This window comes from Pilimelia terevasa (genome assembly GCF_014647915.1).
Taxonomy (GTDB): Bacteria; Actinomycetota; Actinomycetes; order Mycobacteriales; family Micromonosporaceae; genus Pilimelia; species Pilimelia terevasa.
On sequence record NZ_BMQC01000005.1, the window covers coordinates 172,648 to 191,113 of the forward strand.

Here is an 18,466-nt window from a genome sequence, read left to right on the forward strand (position 1 = left end):
TCCCGGACGAGACGCACCGCGGCGGCCAGCCGGGTTGACGCCCCGGGCGCTCAGCGGACGATCGAGACCATCCGCCCGGGTACCACGATGACCTTGCGCGGCGCGGCGCCGGCAAGCTGGTCGGCGACCGCCGCCAGCGCGGCCGCGCGCACGACCTCCTCCGCCGCGTCCGCCGGCACCTCGACCCGGCCGCGCACCTTGCCGTTGACCTGTACCGGGTAGGTGACGGCGTCGTCCACCAGCAGCGCCGGGTCGGCGGTCGGGAAGGGCGCGTACGCCAGCGAGTCGGCGTGGCCCAGCCGGTGCCACAGCTCCTCGGCCACGTGCGGGGCGAGCGGGGCGAGCATCAGGGCCAGCGGCTCGGCGACCTCCCGCGGGGTCGCGGCGAGCTGGGTCAGGCCGTTGGTCAGCTCGATCAGCTTGGCGACCGCCGTGTTGAAGCGCAGCGCGGCGTAGTCGGCGCGGACCCCGTCGACGGTGCGGTGCAGCAGCCGCCGCAGCTTCTCGTCGGCGGGCGCGTCGGTGACCCGCAGCGCGCCACTCTCCTCGTCCACGACGGCCCGCCAGGCCCGCTGCAGGAACCGGTAGGAACCGACGATGGCGCGCGTCTCCCACGGCCGGGAGGCATCCAGGGGGCCCATCGACATCTCGTAGACCCGGAACGTGTCGGCGCCGTACTCCGTGCAGAAGTCGTCCGGCGTGATGACGTTCTTCAGCGACTTGCCGATCTTGCCGAACTCGCGCCGGACCTCCTCGTCGCCGAGGTAGAACGCGCCGCCCCGCTCGACGACCCGGGCGGCCTCGACGTACTGGCCGCGCCCGTCGGTGTAGGCCGGCCCCTGGATCATCCCCTGGTTGACCAGCCGCCGGAACGGCTCCGGGTGCGAGACGTGGCCCAGGTCGAACAGGACCTTGTGCCAAAACCGGGCGTACAGCAGGTGCAGCACCGCGTGCTCGGCCCCGCCGACGTACAGGTCGACGCCCGGGTGCGCGCCGCCCATCCAGTACCGCTCGGCCTGCGGGTCGACGAAGGCGGTGTCGTTGGTCGGGTCCAGGTAGCGCATCTCGTACCAGCACGACCCCGCCCACTGGGGCATCACGTTGGTCTCGCGCCGGTACCGCCGGGGGCCCTCGCCCAGGTCCAGCTCGACCTCGGTCCACTCGCCGGCCCGGGACAGGGGCGTCTCGGGCGAGGAGGCGGCGTCGTCCGCGGCGAACGTGCGCGGGGCGAAGTCCTCGACCTCGGGCAGCACGACCGGCAGCATCGACTCGGGCAGCGCCACGGGCAGGCCAGTCTCGTCGTAGACGATCGGGAACGGCTCGCCCCAGTACCGCTGCCGGCTGAACAGCCAGTCCCGCAGCCGGTAGCTGACGGCCCCCACGCCGTGGCCGGTCTCCTCCAGCCAGGCGACCGCCGCGGCCTTGGCCTGCGCGACGCCCAGGCCGTCCAGCCGCAGGCCGGTGCGCTCGTCGCTGCTGTTGACCGCCGGCCCCTCGCCGGTGAACGCCTCGCCGTCGAAGCCCTCGGGCGGGGCCACGGTGCGGACGATCGGCAGGGCGTACGCCTGGGCGAACTCCCAGTCCCGCGCGTCCTGCGCCGGTACCGCCATGATCGCGCCGGTGCCGTAGCCGGCCAGGACGTAGTCGGCGATGAACACCGGGATGCGGGCGCCGTTGGCGGGGTTGACGGCGTACCCGCCGGTGAAGACGCCGGTCTTCTCCTTGGCGTCGGCCTGGCGCTCGACCTCGGACTTCGCGGCGGCGAACGCGCGGTAGGCGCTCACCGCTCCGGCGGGCGTGGCGTGCCCGTCGGTCCACACCGCCGGCACGCCCGCCGGCCAGGCGTCGGCCGTCAGCGCGTCGACCAGCGGGTGCTCGGGTGCCAGGACCAGGTACGTGGCGCCGAACAGCGTGTCCGGGCGGGTGGTGAACACCCGGACCGGGCCGGCGTCGGTGGCGAAGTCGACGTGCGCGCCGGTGGACCGGCCGATCCAGTGGCGCTGCATCGCCGTGATGGCCTCCGGCCACTCCAGCAGCGCCAGGTCCTCGACGAGGCGGTCGGCGTACGCGGTGATCCGCATCATCCACTGCCGCAGCTTGCGCGGGTACACCGGGAAGTTGCCGCGCTCGCTGCGCCCGTCGGCGGTGACCTCCTCGTTGGCCAGCACGGTGCCCAGGCCGGGGCACCAGTTGACCGGCGCCTCGCTGACGTAGGCGAGGCGGTGGTCGTCGACCAGCCGCCGCCGGTCGACCTCGGGCAGCTCCGCCCACGGGCGGCCGTCGGGGGTGGGGCGGGTGCCGGCGGCGAACTCGGCGACCAGGTCGGCGATCGGCCGGGCCCGGCGGGCCTGCGGGTCGTACCAGGACCCGAACACCTGGAGGAAGATCCACTGGGTCCAGCGGTAGTAGGCCGGGTCCATGGTCCGCACCGTGCGCCGGTCGTCGTGGGCCAGCCCCAGGCGGCGGAGCTGGGCGGCGTACCGGGCGATGTTGGCCTCGGTCGTCGCCCGCGGGTGGGTGCCGGTCTGGATCGCGTACTGCTCCGCCGGCAGGCCGAACGCGTCGTAGCCCATGGCGTGCAGCACGTTGTGCCCGGCCATCCGCTGGTACCGGGCGTAGACGTCGGTGCCGATGTAGCCCAGCGGGTGGCCGACGTGCAGGCCGGCGCCAGAGGGGTAGGGGAACATGTCCAGCACGTACATCTGCGGCGCCCCGGCGCGCGGGTGCCCGGGGTCAGCGAGCGGGCCGGTCGGGTTGGGCGCCCGGAAGGTGCCCTCGTCGGCCCAGCGGCGCTGCCAGCGCGCCTCGATCTCGTTGGCCACGGCCGCCGTGTACCGGTGCGGCGGGGTGTCCGCCGCGCTCGCCTCGCTCATGTCGCCACCTTCTCGCGTCGTGGGTGGGCCGTGGCCGCCGGGCACGAAAAAGCCCCTCGCTGGAGGAGGGGCCGCGGCAGCCGGGCGGGACGCGCCGTGCGCCCAGCATAGCGCGCGGGGCCGGCCCCGCCGCGCACCGCGGGCCGCCTGCCGCCCGCGGGACGACCGGTATGTCTGATAGGCCGGCACCCGCCGCATCACCGACTGATTTCCGACGCGCACACGGGGTCGATCATGCCGCCACGGACGGCTAGCCTCTGGAGGGAGTACCCGTCAGGAGGACCTGTTGACCGCCGCCCACACCTGGCCGGAGCCGCACGCCGTCGACCCGGCCACCGCCGGCGGTCCCGCCGCGGCCGGGTCGGCCGACGTCGCCGCGGTGAGCGCCGCGTCGTTCCAGGCGACCACCGCCCGGATCGTCGCCGGCATGGAGACGGTGATCTCCGGCAAGCGGGAGACGCTGCGGCTGGCCCTGGCGGTCCTGCTCGCCGAGGGCCACCTGCTGATCGAGGACGTGCCCGGCGTCGGCAAGACGACCCTGGCCAAGGCCCTGGCTCGGACAGTCGAGGCGTCGGTGCGCCGGATCCAGTTCACCCCCGACCTGCTGCCCAGCGACGTGACCGGCGTCAGCGTGTACGACCAGGAGCGGCGCGACTTCGAGTTCAAGCCCGGCGCCGTCTTCGCCAACATCGTCATCGGCGACGAGATCAACCGGGCCTCGCCCAAGACGCAGTCGGCGCTGCTGGAGTGCATGGAGGAGCGGCAGGTCACCGTCGACGGGGTCACCTACCACCTGGCGGCGCCGTTCATGGTGGTGGCCACCCAGAACCCCATCGAGATGGCCGGCACGTACCCGCTGCCCGAGGCGCAGCGCGACCGGTTCACCGCCCGCATCGCGATGGGGTACCCCGACGCCGCCGCGGAGCTGGCGATGGTCGAGGGCCACGGCGCGGCCGACCCGCTGGAGGACGTCCGGCCCGTCGTCGACGCCGCGGGCGTGCAGGCCCTGATCGGGTACACCCGGCGGATCCACCTCGCCGCGGCCGTCACGCAGTACGCCGTCGCGCTCGTCCAGGCCACCCGCCACTGCGCCGAGCTGCGCCTGGGCGCCTCCCCGCGGGCGACGCTGCACCTGCTGCGCACCGCCCGCGCGGTCGCCGCCCTCGCCGGGCGGGACTTCGTGGCCCCCGACGACGTGCAACTGCTCGCCGGGCCGGTCCTGGCCCACCGGGTGATCCCCACCGACGAGGCCGCGCTGCACCGGGGGGCCCACCAGATCGTGGCGGACCTGGTCGCGCGGGTGCCGGTGCCCGCGGCCCCCCGGCGGCAGGGGGCCTAGGGTGCGGGCGGCGCTGGGGGGACTGACGACCCGGGGCCGCTCCTTCCTGGCCGCGGGCGTCGCCGCCGTCCTCGCCGCCGTCGCGCTCGGCGAGCGCGACCTGCTGCGGGTGGCCGTCCTGCTGGCGCTGCTGCCGCTGCTCGGCGCGTGGTACGTCGGGCGCGGGCGGCACCACCTGCGCACCCGGCGCGAGCTGAGCCCCCCGCGGGTGGCCGCCGGCACGCCGGTGCGGGTCCGGCTGCACCTGCGCAACGCCGCCCGCCTGCCGGTCGGGACCCTGCTGCTCGCCGAGGGCCTGCCCGGCGCGCTCGGCGCCGCCCCGCGGCTGGTGCTGGAGCGGCTCGGCCCCCAGGCGTCCACGGACGTCGCGTACACGCTGGAGCCCGCCCGCCGCGGCCGGTACCCGATCGGCCCGCTGCGCGCCCGGGTGACCGACCCGTTCGGGCTGTGCAGGCTCGACCACACGTGCGCGGAGCGCGAGTCGCTCACGGTCGTCCCACGGACCGAGCCGCTGCCCGCCGGCCCGCTGCGCGGCGCGCACGCCGGTGCCGGGGAGGCCCGGGGGCGGGCCGTGTCGGTGCACGGCGAGGACGACACCGGCACCCGGGAGTACCGGCACGGCGACGACCTGCGGCGCGTCCACTGGCGGTCGACGGCCCGCGCGGGCGAGCTGATGGTGCGCCGCGAGGAGCAGCCGTGGGAGAACCGCGCGCTCGTCCTGCTGGACAACCGGGCGCCCGCCCACCACGACGCCGACGGGCCGGCCGACACGTTCGAGTGGGCGGTCGGCGCGGCCGCCAGCGTCGCCGCGCACCTGCGACGCGGCGGGCACCGGGTCCGGCTCGTCTGCGCCGCCGCCGACCGCGACGGGCTCCGCCACCCGGCGCTGGACCACCTCGTCCACGACGCCGCCAGCGAGCAGGCGGCGCTCGACCGCCTCGCCGACGTCGACCTGCGGCACGGCGAGGACCTCGCGCCGCTGGTCGCCCAGGCCCGCCGCGTCAGCGACCAGGGGCTCACCGTCGCGGTGCTGGGCGGCTGCGACACCGCCGCGGCCCGCCGGCTGGCCGCGCTCGGCGGCCCCCGCGGCCAGGCCGTCGCCCTGGTGGCCGACCCGCGGGACTGGGGTCCGGGCGCGGCGGCGGTCTGGGGCGCGGGGGCGGCGCTGCTGCGCGCCGCCGGCTGGCGGGTGGCGGCGTACCGGCCCGACCGGTCGGTCGCGCAGGTGTGGGCGGAGCTGGCTGCGGTACCGGGGCCGACCGCCGTCGGCGGTGCGCGGTGAGCGCGCCGCGGCGGCTCAGCGTGGTGGCCGGCGCCGCGACGCTGCTGGGCGCCGCGCCCCTGTGGAGCCTGTTCGCCACGCCGAGCTGGGCGTTCCACGCCCTGGTGGCCGTCGCCCTGACCGCCGCGGCGTCGGCCCTGGCCACCCGCCTCGGCGGGGCCTGGTGGCTGCGGGTACCGCTGCTGCTGGCCGGCCTGGCGGTGGCCCTGACGCTGCTGTTCCCCAGCGGCGGCGAACTGCTGCGCGTCCTGCCGACCGCCGACACGCTGCGCGGGTTCGCCGCGCTGGCCGCCGCCGTCCCCGAGGCGCTGCGCACCCACGCCATCGCCGTCCCCGACCTGCCGCCCCTGCTGCTGCTGAGCACGGCGGGCGTCGGCGCCACCGCCGTGCTCGTCGACCTGCTGGCCGTCGGCCTGCGCCGGCCCGCCCTGGCCGGGCTGCCGCTGCTCGTCGTGTACGCCGTCCCGGTGGCCATCCACGCCGACAGCGCGCCGAGGGCCCCCTTCGCGGTCGGGGCGCTGGGCTTCCTGTGGCTGCTGGTCGCCGACAACCTCAGTCGGGTCCGGGCGTTCGGGCGCCGGTTCCGCGGCGACGGCAGCAGCGTCGACGCCTGGGAGCCGTCGCCGCTGGGCGCCTCGGCCCGGCGGCTGGGCGTCGTCGGGGTGGCCGCGGCCGTCCTGGTGCCGCTGGCCGTCCCGGGCCTCAGCGTCGGCGTCCTGTCCCCGCGCGCGGCCGGGCCGGGCGCGGGGCGGGGCAGCGGCCGGGCCGTCGACCTGTTCGCCGACCTCAGCGGCCGGCTCAACCAGCCGCAGGTCGAGGAGCTGGCCCGGTTCCGCACCACCGACCCCGACCCCGGGTACCTGCGCTTCGCGGTGGCCGACGCCCTCGACGAGCAGGGTTTCCGGGCCGCCGGGTGGTCCGGGCTGCCGATCGACCAGGCGACCCTGCCGGTCTCCCACGGCGAGGAGCGGTACCGGGCGCAGGTCACCCTCAGCAAGCGTTTCTCGATGCGGATGCTGCCGGTCTACCAGGGGCTGGCCCGCACCGACCTCGACGGCGCGTGGCAGTACGACGCCGAGCGCGGGACCGTCTTCTCCACGGTCGCCTCCGGCGCGGGGCGACGGTACGAGTTCGGCTTCACCCGCGAGGCGCCCGAGGCCCGGCAGCTCCGCCGCGTCCCGCCGCTGGCGCCCGACGACCCGCTGCGGCGGTGGACCGAGGTGCCGCGCAACGACCGGGTCGCCCAACTCGTCGCCGACCTCACCCGGGGCGCCCGCACCGACTACGACAAGGTCGACCGGCTCCGCCGGCACTTCGACCCGGCCAACGGGTACCGGTACGACCTGCGGACCGAGCCGGGCACGACCGGTGCGGCGATCACCGACTTCCTGGACCGCAAGGTCGGCTTCTGCCAGCAGTACGCGGCGGCGCTCGCCTGGCTGGCCCGCGCGGCCGGCGTCCCCGCGCGGGTGGCGATCGGCTTCACCCTCGGCAACGACAACCGCGACGGCGAGCGGATCCTGACCAACCGCAACCTGCACGCGTGGACCGAGATCTTCTTCCCGGACGCCGGGTGGCTGCCGTTCGACGCCACGCCCCCGGCCAGCATCGTGGGCGGCGTCAGCCCGCGGTACGCGCCCCGCGACGTGGACGTCTCGCCGACCCGGCCGGCCCCGGGCTCCGACTCCGGCGCCGGCCCGGCCGGCCCGGCGCCGACCGGCGCGCCGGACCGCCGGCCCGGCCGGGACATCGACGCGGGCGCGCCGGGCGCCGCCCCGGCCGCGGCCGGCGGGGACCGGCGGTCCTGGCTGTGGCTGCTGGCGCTGCCCCTGCTGGCGGTCGCGGCACTGCCCGCGCTGCGCCGCCGCCAGGTCCGCCGCCGCCGGGTGGCCGCCCCGCGCGCCGGCCGGGCCGGCGGCGCGGCCCGGCTCGGCGGTCGGCCGGCCTGGGAGCCCGAGGACGGGTGGCGGGCGCGGGCGCACGCCGCCTGGGCGGAGCTGACCGACACGCTGGCCGACTACCGGGTGCCGGCCGGCGGCAACGACACCCCGCGGCAGCAGGCCGACCGGGTCGCCGTCGACCTGGCGCTGCCCGCGGCGGCGCGGGCGCAGGTGCGGGAGTTGGCGGCCGCGGAGGAGCGGGCGCGCTACGCCCGCACGGCCGGCGGCGCGGGCGACCCGGCCGCGGCGCTGCGCGCGGTCCGGCAGGCCTGCGCGGCGCGGGCGTCGCGGCTGGACCGGGTCGCGGCCGTCGTACTGCCCCGCTCGGTCCTGCGGCGGACCCGCGCGGCACTGGACGGGCGCGCCGCGCGGGCGCGGGAAGCGGTCGACCGGTGGCGCGGCGAGGGTGGCCGAGGCGGCGACCTGCGGCTGGGGGACGCCTCGGCGGCCCGGGACGGCTGACGCCCGCCGCGGGCGGTACCCGGGGCTTTCGGAGCGCCGCTCAGGAGGTCAGCGGTGGCTCTCGGGGCGACCGCGCCAGCGTGCCTCCAGGCGGTCCACCAACGTGGCGCGGCGGGCGGGGCGCGGGGCGGCGGCGGTGCCGCCGACGACGCGGAGCTGGGGGGTCTGGCCGCGGCGGTAGGAGTGCGTGGCCAGCGCGGCGGCGGCGAGCATGACCACGAAGCCGGCGACGCCGACCAGCATGCTCTTGATGGCGGTGCCGTAGACCACGAGGCCGAGACCGGCGAGGACCACGAGCACCGCGATGACCACGCGCCGCCGTGCGTGCAGGCGCGGGTCGTTGGCCCGCACCGCCGAGGCGAACTTGGGGTCGTCGGCGAGCGAGCGTTCGATCTGCTCGAACAGGCGCTGTTCGTGCTCCGAAAGCGGCACGGCACTCCTCTCCCGCCCAGGACCGGGGGAACCGGCGTGGATAACCGGCGACCAGGTCACCGCACCGGTACCGACAGGCTCCGCGAGGTGCGTGGCCGAGGGCCCGCCCGCACGGAGTCACTACCGGCAGTCGATCCGACACCGCACCGCCTGACACCAGTCTACGAGGGGGATGACCGGTCGGAAAGCGGGACGACCGACGGGGAGTACGGATTTTCGGCCGAGGTTTCACCGCCCCGCGGCAGCAGACTGGCCGGACTCACTACAGAACGCCCGAAACGGGCAGAGACGGCGTCGGCTGCCCGTTCGGCCTCCGCCCACCCGTGGACCGCGGCGCCCAGCTCCGGCTGGCGGGCGGCGTCGGCGGCCGTGACCAGGCCCTCCACCCGTACGCCGAGCAGCCGGACCCGGTGCACGGGCGGCCGGCCGCCGGCCCGCAGCGCGCCCCACAGGTCCACGGCCGCGGTGTAGATCTCCCGGCCGACGTCCGTCGGGTACGGCAGGGTCCGCGAGCGGCTCAGGGTGGTGAAGTCCGGCAGCCGGACCTTGATCGCCACGGTGCGGCCGGCGTGGCCGCCCGCGCGCAGCCGCTCGCCCACCCGCCGGGCCAGGTCTAGCAGGACGCGGTGGACCGCCGCGTCGCCCCCGATGTCGGTGTCGAACGTCGTCTCGGCGCTGACGGAGCGCCCGGCGCGCTCGGGGGTCACCGGCCGCGGGTCCCGGCCGCGGGCCAGCTCCGCCAGGTGCGCGGCGGCCGCCCTGCCGACCGCCTGGCGCAGCAGCGCCGGGGGCGCGGCGGCCAGGTCGCCGACGCGGTGCAGGCCGTGCCGGCGCAGGGCCTGCGCCGCCCGCTCCCCGACCCCCCACAGCGCGCGGACCGGCAGCGGGTGCAGGAAGTCCAGGACGCGGCCGGCGGGGACGACCAGCACGCCGTCGGGCTTCGCCCGGGCGGAGGCGACCTTGGCGACGAACTTGGTCGGTGCCACGCCGACCGAGCAGGTCAGCCCCAGCTCGTCGGCGACCCGGGCCCGGATGTCGGCGGCGATCCGCGCCGGTTCGCCGAACAGCCGGACCGCGCCGCGGACGTCGAGGAAGGCCTCGTCCAGCGACAGCGGCTCGACCAGTGGAGTCACCGCGCGGAAGATCTCCATGACGGCGTGCGAGGCGGCCCGGTACGCGGCGTAGTCCGGCGGTACGCAGACGAGCGGGGCGCACCGCCGCCGGGCCTCGCCGACGGGCATCGCGCTGCGGACGCCGAACCGCCGCGCCGGGTAGCTGGCGGAGGCCACGACGCCGCGCGGCCCCAGCCCGCCGACGATCACGGGGCGCCCGCGCAGTTCGGGGCGCCGCCGCACCTCGACGGCGGCGAAGAACGCGTCCATGTCGACGTGCAGGACGCCGCACCGGGCGGCACCCGACTCCGACTCCACGACCACGCCCGCACCCTAGCCGGACTCTCCGACATCCTGGGGCGCGCCGCGGTGGCCGCCGCGTGGTGGCCGCAGGTCAGGCGGGCTTGCGGGCGAGCAGGTGGAGCTGGGCGGCGACGTCGCGGAAGGGCGCCTGCGCGGACAGGCGCAGCTCCAGCTCGTCCAGGCTCTGCTGGTCGGCCTCGGCCAGCGCCGCCGGGATCAGGTCGCCCAGCACCCGCACCCCGTGCGTGTGCTCCACCGCCAGCCCGGCCGCCGCCAGCAGCGCCTGCGCGCCCGCGGCGTCGAAGCGCCGGGGGCGGGCCGACCCGCCGGTGTCCGCGGCGAGCGCGGCCGCCTCGGCGAAGTGGCCGGCGAGCGCCCGGCTCAGCACCGCCCCCGCCCGCCCGGCGACGAGTACGCTGGCCGCCCCGCCGGGGCGCAGCGCCGCCGCGATCGCGGCGGCGACCGCGGCGGCGTCGTCCACGACCTCCAGCACGGCGTGGCACAGCACCAGGTCGACCGAGCCGGGCGCGGCGACGGAGGCGATCTCGTCGGCGTCGGCCTGGCGGGCCTCGATGCGGTCGCCGACGCCCCGGTCGGCCGCGCGGCGGCGCAGCGCGGCCAGCGCGTCCGGGCTGGCGTCGATGACGGTGACCTCGTGGCCGCCCTCGGCGAGCGGGACCGCGAACCCGCCGGTGCCGCCGCCGACGTCGAGCACCCGCAGCCGGCGCCCGACGTACCGGTCGACCTCCGCGCGCAGGACCGCCCAGATCGCGGCGGTGTGCGGGGCCTGCCTGCTGGCTCTGCTGTCCACCCCCGCGAGCGTAGTGCAGCCCACCGGCGCCGCCGCGCTCGTCCCGCGCCGCGGGACCCGCCGATCCGCGGCCGCCCGCGCGAAACTGGCGGTCGTCGCCCAAAAGCGACAGCTACACTCGCCACCTGACATCGCCCGCAGGGGCGGACATCGAGGAGGGAACCTTCGTGCGTACCCGCCCGGCGGCCGGTGTGTCGGCAGTGCTTCTCCTGTTCTCGCTGCTCGTCGTCGCCGCGCCCGCCGCCGCCTCCGACGGCGGCTGCCGACCGGGCGAGGGCAACTCCGGCCGGATCACCGGGATCGGGAGCCGGGTCCTGGACTCAGGCGCCGAGGTGCTCGCGGTGGCGGGCTGGGTGCGGTACTGCCACCCCTCGGCGGAGCACTCCGCCGTGGCGCGGACGGCGTTCGCCACCCACGGTTTCCGGGACGGGCGATGGACGGGCGCCTCCCACAAGGCACAAGGGCCCTGGTACCCGGTCGAGGAGCAGTTCGTCCGCCGCTTCAGCCGGGCCGTCGGGACGATGTCCAACCCGGTCACCCCGATGGGTGGGCGCCTGCACTGCCTGTACGCGAACTTCGTGGCCCTGGACTGCTGGGCGATCGAGGTGCGCCAGCTTCCCGTAGCCGGCCCCGACGGGTGGCCGCGCCACTCGCTGAAGGTGTTCGGCCGCGTCCCTGTCGTCGTCGCGCTGACCAAGCCGGGCACCGACAGTCCGGGCGACTCCTTCTGCGGTACCTGCTGGTAGTCAGCGGAAGTCGCGCGACGGCCGCGACGCGGGCGGCGTCACCGCCGCCAGGTGCTCCGCCACCAGGTTGACCACTGCACCCACGCGCTCCAGCCGCCCGCGCACGAGCAGCCCCGGGCTCGCCCCGGCCACTTTCCGGTACCGCCGCCACAGGCCGGGCGCGCACACCACGTTGAGCATCCCCGTCTCGTCCTCCAGGTTGACGAAGGTGATCCCGCCCGCGGTGGCCGGCCGCTGCCGGTGGGTGACCACGCCCCCGACCCGCACCCGCTCCCCGTGGCGGTACCGGGCCAGCGCGCCGACCGGGACGGCCCCGGCGGCGGCGAGGCTCTCCCGCAGGAACGCCACCGGGTGCGTGTCCGGCGCCAGCCCGGTGGCCCACACGTCGGCGACCAGCGTGTCCAGCGCGGACATGCCCGGCAGCGGCGGCGGGGCGGGGGTGGCCAGGTCCAGCCGGTCGGGGCGGGCCTGGGCGGCGGCGCCGGCCTGCCACAGCGCCTCCCGCCGGGACAGCCCGAAGCCGCGGAACGCGCCCGCCGTGGCCAGCGCCTCCAGGGCCGCCGCCGGGGCGCCGGTGCGGCGGGCGACGTCGGCGATGCCGGCGTACGGGCCGTCCGCCGCGCGGGCGCCCTCGATCGCGGCGGCCAGGTCGGCGCCGACGCCGCGGACCGCGGCGAGCCCCAGCCGCAGCACCGGACCGCCCACGCCCCACTGCGGGGGAAGCTCGTCCGGCAGGGCCGCCGTCCGGGTGCCCGGCTCCAGGCCGGCCCGGGCACCGCTGGCGTTGATCTCCGCCCGGCGCACCCGGACGCCGTGCCGGCGGGCGTCGTCCACGAGGGACTGCGGGGCGTAGAAGCCCATCGGCTGGTTGTTCAGCAGGGCGGCGCAGAACGCCGCCGGATGGTACCGCTTGAGCCACGCGCTGGCGTAGACCAGGAACGCGAAGCTCAGCGCGTGGCTCTCCGGGAAGCCGAAGTTCGCGAAGGCCACCAGCTTGTGGAAGATGTCGTCGCGGATGTGCGCCGGGACGCCCCGGTCGGCCATCCCGGTGTACAGCCGTTCCCGCAGCTCCCCCATCTTCTCCGCCGACCGCTTGGCGCCCATCGCCCGGCGCAACTGGTCGGCCCCGGCCGGGTCGAAGCCGGCCGCGTCGATGGCGAGCTGCATCATCTGCTCCTGGAACAGCGGCACGCCGTAGGTGCGGGCCAGCGCGTTCTCCATCGTCTTGTGGGGGATCTCCCACTCCTCGCCGTTGCGGCGCCGGATGTAGGGGTGCACCGACCCGCCCTGGATCGGCCCGGGCCGGATGAGGGCGACCTCGACCACCAGGTCGTAGAACACCCGGGGCCGCAGCCGCGGCAGGGTCGCCAGTTGCGCCCGGCTCTCCACCTGGAACACCCCGACCGCGTCGGCCCGGCAGAGCATCTCGTAGACCTCGGGGTCCTCGGGCCGGAGGTCGCCGAGATCGAGGTCGCCGCCGATCATGTCGTACGCCTCGCGCAGCGCGCCGAGCATCCCCAGCCCGAGCAGGTCGAACTTGATCAGTCCGGCGGCGGCGCAGTCGTCCTTGTCCCACTGGAGCACGGTGCGGCCGGGTGTCCGCGCCCACTCCACCGGGCAGACCTCGATCACCGGCCGGTCGCAGATGACCATCCCGCCAGAGTGGATGCCCAGGTGCCGGGGGGCCGCCTGGAGCTGGGTGGCGTACGCGAGCACGGGCTCCGGAACGCCCGTCACGTCGGCGGGGTCGATGTGGTGCCAGCGGTCGATCTGCTTGCTCCAGGCGTCCTGCTGGCCGGGCGAATAGCCGAACGCGCGGGCGACGTCCCGGACGGCGGAGCGCGGCCGGTACGAGATCACGTTGGCCACCTGGGCGGTGTGGTGCCGGCCGTACGTGGCGTAGACGTGCGCGATGACCTCCTCCCGGCGGCCGGACTCGATGTCGATGTCGATGTCCGGCGGCTCCTTGCGGGCCGAGGACAGGAACCGCTCGAACAGCAGGTGGTGGTCCGCCGCGTCCACGTTGGTGATTCCCAGTGCGTAGCAGACGACGGAGTTGGCCGCCGATCCGCGCCCCTGGCAGAGGATCCCCTCCTTCCGGCAGAACGCGACGATGTCGTGGACGATCAGGAAGTACCCCGGGTACCCCAGCTCCTCGATGACGCCCAGCTCCCGCGCCAGCAGCGCGTGCGGCACCGGCCGGTCCCGGTACCGGCGGGCGGCGCCGTCGCGGACCAGCGCGCGCAGCCAGCTCGCCTCGGTGTGCCCGTCGGGCACCTCGCGGTCGGGCAGCGCCGGCGCCACCAGGTCCAGGTCGAAGGCCAGCTCGGCGCCCAGCGCGGCCGCCTGCGGCACGGCGTCCGGAAACGCCGCGAACCGCCGGGCCATCTCCGCCCCGCTGCGCAGGTGGGCGGTACCGGCGGCGGGCAGCCAGCCGTCCACCTCGTCCAGGCCGCGCCGGGCGCGGACCGCCGCCACGACCGCGGCCAGCCGGCGCCCGGCGGGGGTGGCGTAGTGGACGTTGCCGCTGGCGACCAGCCGCAGGCCCCGCCCGGCGGCCAGCGCGGCCAGCACGTCGTGCCGCTCGTCGTCGGCCGGGTCGCCGTGGTGGGTGAGCTCCACGGCGACGCCCTCGCGCCCGAACAGCCGGACCAGGGTGTCCAGTTCCCGCGCGGCGGCGGCCGGGCCGCCCGTGCGCAGGGCCGCCGCCACGTGGCCCTTGCGACAGCCGGTCAGCACCACGACGTGGTCGCGCAGGGCGTCGGCGACCTCCGCCAGCGGCGGGTACGCCGGCCTCCCCTTCTCGCCGCCGGCCAGGTGCGCCAGGGAGATCGTCCGGGCCAGGCGGGCGTACCCCCGCGGCCCGCGGGCCAGCGCCAGCAGGTGCCGGCCGGGCGGGTCGGCCGACCCGGCGCGGGGGGCCCGCAGGTCGAGGGAGAGCTCGCTGCCGAAGACCGTGGGCAGGCCGATCCGGCGGGCGGCCCCGCTGAACCGGACCACCCCGTAGAAGCCGTCGTGGTCGGTGACGGCCAGCGCCGTCAGGCCGAGCCGCGCCGCCTCGGCGGCCAGCTCCTCCGGGTCGCTGGCGCCGTCCAGGAAGCTGAAGTTGCTGTGCGCGTGCAGCTCGGCGTACGCGGGCGCGGCGGGCTGGTACTCCTGGTCGGGCGGCGGCGCGTAGGGCGGGCGGCGGCGGGAGAACCCGGGGCCGTCCCCGCCGTCGGCTTCGGCGAGCGGGTCCGCGACCCGCCCGTCGAGCCGGTCGGCGAGTTCGCCCCACGCCGTCGGCGGGTTGTTCCACCCCACTGTCGTGCCTCCTGTCGCTTCCTGGTGCTTCCTGTCGCTTTCCGTCGTCCCTCGTGCGGCGGCGTGCTGGTCGGTGGGGGCGCCCGGTCAGTCGTAGAAGGCGCGGACCTCCCAGCGGCCGCCGGTGAGGGCCGCCAGGGCGGCGCGGCCGTCGGCGAGGGTGAGCTGGAACCGGGCCTGGCGCCGCGGGCTGTCGGTCCACCAGCGCTCGTCGACCGGCCACGGCCCCGCCCAGCCGGTCACCCCGAGGCGCCGCCGGTCCAGCAGCAGCAGGGCCGGCGGGGCGGACAGCGCCAGCCGGGCGCTGACCGTCACCGGCGCGCCGGCCGCGTCGCGGACCTCCGCCGGCACCGGCACCGGCGGGACCACCGCCGGTGCCGGTGCCGGAAGCCGGCCCGGCCACGGCGCGTCGTCCCCGGCGGGGCGGTCCTCCCCCCACGGCACGTACCGGGGGCGGTCGTCCGGGGAGCGGCCGCCGCCGAGGAACGCCGTCACCACCGCCCCGAAGCCGAGCAGCCCCTGCACCCGGGACAGGGCGCGGTCGGCCCGCGCGCCGCCCTCCCCGGCCTCGCCCCACAGCCCGGGCTGCTGGCCGGCCTGCCGCACCACCCCGTCCGGGACCAGGCGCAGGGCGACGAGGCCCGAGGTGGGCCGGGCGGCGTCCCCGCGGGCGGGGGTCAGCCAGCCGTCGAGCTGCCAGCGCACCCGGTCGGCGATGGCCGCCGCGGTGAGCAGGCCGTCGTGCCGCCAGGTCCGGTGCAGGGCCAGGCCGGTGGCGGTGACGGCCTCGATCCCCAGCCGGGTGCACGCCAGCCCGTGGGCGGCCAGCCGCTCGTGCAGGCGCGCGGCGAGCCCGCGGGCGGCGAACGCCGCGGCGTCGACCCGGTCCAGCGGATCCTCGTAGGACGCGCTGACCGCGAGGTCCGGCGGCGGCTGCCGCACCGCGAGCGGCCGGGGGTCCCGGCCGGCGGCCAGCCGGTGGGCCCACGCGGCGTCGGCGCCGAACCGGGCCAGGACGTCGGCGGCGGGCAGGGCCGCGAACGCGCCGAGCGTGCGGACGCCCAGCCGGCGCAGCAGGTCGACCAGCGGCGGCCGGCCGAGCGCGCCGACGTCCAGGCCGGCGAGGAAGGCCGCGGTACCGCCGGGCGGGACGAGCTGCCCGGCCCGGGCGGCCAGGCCGGCGGCGAAGGCCCCGTCGGCGACCCCCACCTGGCTCTCCACCAGGCACTCCGCGGCCACCTGTTCGATAATCCGCTCGGCGGCGGCGGCCTCCCCGCCGCAGTGCCGCGCCGGACCCCGGGCGGCGAGCGCGCAGGCCCCCGGCCGCAGCACCTGGACCCCGGCGGCGACCTCGGCCACGGCGGCGACGACCGGCTCGAACGCCCGCGCGTCCCGGCCGGGGTCGTAGCCGAGGACGGTCAGCTCCGGGCAGCGGTACTGGGCCTCGCGCCGCCGCAGGCCGCGGGCGACGCCCTGCGCCCGGGCGGCCGGCGAGCAGGAGACGACCCGGTTGGCGTACAGCACGGCGACGGGCGTGTGCGCCGGTACGCCGTCGACGATCTCGGCCGCGGCGATCGGCCAGTCGGGACACCAGAGGACCATCGTGCGCACCGCCCCGGTCACCGCGGCGCCCTCGGCAGGTCGCGCACCGTGGCGCGGTCGAACGGAGCGAGGGCACCGGTGTCGCCGGGCAGCCAGACGGTGACCTCCCGGGGGCGGGCGGCGGCGCCCCGGCCCCGGGCGGCCACCGCCATCCGGCGCCGGCACAGCCGGCCCCGGCCCTGTCCGAGCCCCTGCCAGACGCCGTCGGTCATCCGCAGGGTCAGGTCGGCGCCGTCCCACCGCCCGTACGGGACCAGTACGCACCCGCGTTGCCGGGCCCGGGCGGCGAGCCGGCGGGCGAGAGCGGGCGGGGCGGCGTCCGGTACGGCCACCGCGACCACGTCCACGCCGTCGATGAGGGCGGCGACCACCTCCGGCCAGTCGGGGCCGGGACGGGGTACCAGCGCGAGCCGGTCCAGCGCGATGCCCAGCTCCGCGGCGGCGACGGCGCCGAAGGCCGGCACCCCGACGACCGCGCACCAGGAGCCGCGCCGGGACGTCTCCGCCAGCAGCGCCATGAGCAGCGCGGTACCGGACGCCACCGCGACGGTGCTGCCGCGGCGCAGGCCGCCACCGGGCAGCAGGGGGCTCAGCGCGGGGGCCACGGGCAGGGCCCGGGCCTCGTCCGCGCCGGGGCGGTACCCGCTGGCCACCCCGACCAGGTCGGTCAGCGCGGCGGCGGGGAGGGCCGCCACACCAGCCATGATCCTTACTCCCTACGGACAGTGCCTTCGTCAGGCGGCGAGCAGGCCGCCGGCGGCGGTGTCCCGGGCTAGCCCGAGCGTCACCTCCACCACCGCCACGAACTGCTCCGCCCCGCGCAGCAGGTCGTCCGCCTCCCGGGCGCTGACCACCCGCGGGATCCCGGCCTGGGCCGCGGCCCGCTTGGCGGCGCTGTCGGCGAAGTAGCGCGCCCACTCCCCCAGCTCGGGGGCGACCAGCACGAGCAGTGCCCACACGCTGGTCACCTGGTTGCGCCGGGCCGGTCCCGGCTGCGCCCGGGTGGCCAGCACGGCGGTGGCGGCGCGCAGGGCGGCCAGGTGTGCGGTGGCGAAGCGCAGGCCGTCCGCCCGGGTGCCGGCGGCCTCGGCCACCCCGCGCCGGGCGATGACGAGCAGTTCACCGGGGGTGCGGTGCGGCAGCAGGTGCGCCGCGACGGTCGGCGTCGTACTGAGCGACATCGTTCCTCCAAGATCCGGCCCGCAGGGTCCCGGGCGGCGGTGACAGGTCGGCGGCGGGGCCCGGACGGGCCCCGCGCGGACGCTGCGTGAGGAAGGCGCAGCGGTGGCGCCGGCCGGACGAGACGCTTCCCCTCGTCCGCCCGGCCGGCTCGGGCGCACGCCCGCTGCCCGGGGGTCGAGAGGGCAGCGGGCGTGGCCCGCCGATCGAGCGGGGCAGGCGTGCGAGTGCCTGTCCGCCCGGGAGGGTGTGGTCCGCGAAAACCACGCCCTCCGGGGAGTGGCCGCGCCGCCGCTCGCGAGGCGTCGGCACGGCGTGCTCCCGTGACCGGCCACCCCCGCCGGGGCGCCGGACATCTCTGGACACCCCGGCCGACATGCCGGCCGCGTCCGCGGGCGGCTTCCGCCGGGGTGCGTGTACCAATCTATTCGAACACCCGTTCGAACACAAACAGATTAGCGAACCGGTATGACAGAACCTCCCGGCCTACTCCCCCTCCCACCACACCAGCTCGTAGGTCCACAGCCGGGCCGGCACCTCGGGTGCCGACCACATGCCGAGCGCGCCGGCACCCTCCTCGGTCCACCGGACGGTCACGGCGCTGTTGTCGGGCAGCGCCAGCCCGTAGGCGCGCAGACCGCCCTGGCCCACCAGGGCGAACGGCCGGGGGCGCGGCCACTCGTCCAGCGCGGCTCCCCGCGGCGGCGCGGCCGGCGGCTCCGCGCCCGGGGCGCCGACCAGGGACCGCACCGGCCCGCTCATCGGCGGCGGCCCGGCCGGGGCGCCGCCCGCCGGGGGCCGGCCGCCCGGGGGCCGGTCCCCGGGGCGGCGGTCGGCGGGCGGCCGACCGCTCGGACGGCGGCCGGCGCTGTGGTAGACAGGCACGTCGGGTCGACGCTCCTTCATGGGGCTTCCTCTCTCGACACCGGGCCGGGGCGGATGCGCATGGCGCTCACCAGACATCCGCCCCGGCCTTCCTCCACCGACCACCCCCGCCGTCCGGGCAGGCCGCCGGGGCGGTCGACGCGCACGGCGACGACCGCCGCCGAAGGCGTGCGGGGACGACCGGGCCCACCGCGGGC

Annotated in this window: 13 protein-coding genes; 4 read left to right on the top strand and 9 right to left on the bottom strand. The window is 77.7% G+C overall.

Annotated elements, in window-relative coordinates:
* Positions 1 to 50: 50 nt before the first annotated feature.
* Positions 51 to 2,873, bottom strand: a complete 2,823-nt coding sequence (leuS, locus tag IEY75_RS09130; protein ID WP_189113801.1) for a leucine--tRNA ligase — start codon at positions 2,871 to 2,873, stop codon at positions 51 to 53.
* A gap of 427 nt (positions 2,874 to 3,300) precedes the next feature.
* On the opposite strand from leuS, the gene IEY75_RS09135 reads away from it, so the two are divergent.
* The 3 genes from IEY75_RS09135 to IEY75_RS09145 are packed head-to-tail and all read left to right on the top strand — an operon-like array spanning position 3,301 to position 7,896.
* Positions 3,301 to 4,212, top strand: coding sequence for an AAA family ATPase (locus IEY75_RS09135; RefSeq protein WP_189113937.1), 912 nt, complete (start codon positions 3,301 to 3,303; stop codon positions 4,210 to 4,212).
* 1 nt (position 4,213) lies between these two features.
* The gene (locus IEY75_RS09140) at positions 4,214 to 5,494 is read left to right on the top strand and encodes a DUF58 domain-containing protein (RefSeq protein ID WP_189113802.1); all 1,281 of its coding nucleotides are present in this window, start codon (positions 4,214 to 4,216) and stop codon (positions 5,492 to 5,494) included.
* Positions 5,491 to 7,896, top strand: coding sequence for a transglutaminase TgpA family protein (locus IEY75_RS09145; protein WP_189113803.1), 2,406 nt, complete (start codon positions 5,491 to 5,493; stop codon positions 7,894 to 7,896). Before IEY75_RS09140 ends, IEY75_RS09145 begins: the two co-directional genes overlap by 4 nt.
* A 48-nt stretch (positions 7,897 to 7,944) precedes the next feature.
* Here the strand turns inward: IEY75_RS09145 and IEY75_RS09150 are convergent, their stop codons facing one another.
* The 3 genes from IEY75_RS09150 to IEY75_RS09160 form a co-directional block, all read right to left on the bottom strand.
* Positions 7,945 to 8,328, bottom strand: a complete 384-nt coding sequence (locus IEY75_RS09150; protein ID WP_189113804.1) for an SCO2097 family morphological protein — start codon at positions 8,326 to 8,328, stop codon at positions 7,945 to 7,947.
* A gap of 161 nt (positions 8,329 to 8,489) precedes the next feature.
* Positions 8,490 to 9,764 carry a DNA polymerase IV gene (locus IEY75_RS09155; protein ID WP_268244340.1) on the bottom strand — a complete coding sequence of 425 codons (1,275 nt, stop codon included), beginning with the start codon at positions 9,762 to 9,764 and terminating at the stop codon, positions 8,490 to 8,492.
* Positions 9,765 to 9,834: 70 nt separating this feature from the next.
* Positions 9,835 to 10,578: a methyltransferase domain-containing protein gene (locus IEY75_RS09160; RefSeq protein ID WP_373290240.1), complete on the bottom strand. Its 744-nt coding sequence runs from the start codon at positions 10,576 to 10,578 to the stop codon at positions 9,835 to 9,837.
* A gap of 143 nt (positions 10,579 to 10,721) precedes the next feature.
* Here IEY75_RS09160 and IEY75_RS09165 point away from each other — a divergent pair, with 143 nt between their 5' ends.
* Positions 10,722 to 11,300, top strand: coding sequence for a hypothetical protein (locus IEY75_RS09165; protein WP_189113806.1), 579 nt, complete (start codon positions 10,722 to 10,724; stop codon positions 11,298 to 11,300).
* Here IEY75_RS09165 and IEY75_RS09170 read toward each other — a convergent pair whose 3' ends face one another.
* The 5 genes from IEY75_RS09170 to IEY75_RS09190 form a co-directional block, all read right to left on the bottom strand.
* Complete coding sequence (locus IEY75_RS09170; RefSeq protein ID WP_189113807.1) at positions 11,301 to 14,603, bottom strand: error-prone DNA polymerase; 3,303 nt, start codon at positions 14,601 to 14,603, stop codon at positions 11,301 to 11,303.
* Positions 14,604 to 14,690: 87 nt separating this feature from the next.
* Positions 14,691 to 16,226, bottom strand: coding sequence for a DNA polymerase Y family protein (locus tag IEY75_RS09175; protein WP_189113808.1), 1,536 nt, complete (start codon positions 16,224 to 16,226; stop codon positions 14,691 to 14,693).
* Positions 16,223 to 16,909, bottom strand: a complete 687-nt coding sequence (imuA', locus tag IEY75_RS09180; protein ID WP_308425693.1) for a DnaE2-dependent mutagenesis accessory factor ImuA' — start codon at positions 16,907 to 16,909, stop codon at positions 16,223 to 16,225. Before imuA' ends, IEY75_RS09175 begins: the two co-directional genes overlap by 4 nt.
* A gap of 30 nt (positions 16,910 to 16,939) precedes the next feature.
* A complete protein-coding gene (locus tag IEY75_RS09185) occupies positions 16,940 to 17,386 on the bottom strand; it encodes an SAV_6107 family HEPN domain-containing protein (RefSeq protein WP_189113809.1) in 447 nt (148 codons plus the stop codon).
* A gap of 484 nt (positions 17,387 to 17,870) precedes the next feature.
* Positions 17,871 to 18,290 carry a hypothetical protein gene (locus IEY75_RS09190; protein ID WP_189113810.1) on the bottom strand — a complete coding sequence of 140 codons (420 nt, stop codon included), beginning with the start codon at positions 18,288 to 18,290 and terminating at the stop codon, positions 17,871 to 17,873.
* Between the last annotated feature and the right edge of the window lie 176 nt (positions 18,291 to 18,466).

Excerpts from the sequence above, each read along its gene's own strand:
- imuA' (WP_308425693.1), bottom strand. The coding sequence starts at position 16,909 with ATGGCTGGTGTGGCGGCCCTCCCCGCCGCCGCGCTGACCGACCTGGTC.
- leuS (WP_189113801.1), bottom strand. The coding sequence starts at position 2,873 with ATGAGCGAGGCGAGCGCGGCGGACACCCCGCCGCACCGGTACACGGCG.
- IEY75_RS09185 (WP_189113809.1), bottom strand. The coding sequence starts at position 17,386 with ATGTCGCTCAGTACGACGCCGACCGTCGCGGCGCACCTGCTGCCGCAC.
- IEY75_RS09135 (WP_189113937.1), top strand. The coding sequence starts at position 3,301 with ATGGAGACGGTGATCTCCGGCAAGCGGGAGACGCTGCGGCTGGCCCTG.
- IEY75_RS09190 (WP_189113810.1), bottom strand. The coding sequence starts at position 18,290 with ATGAAGGAGCGTCGACCCGACGTGCCTGTCTACCACAGCGCCGGCCGC.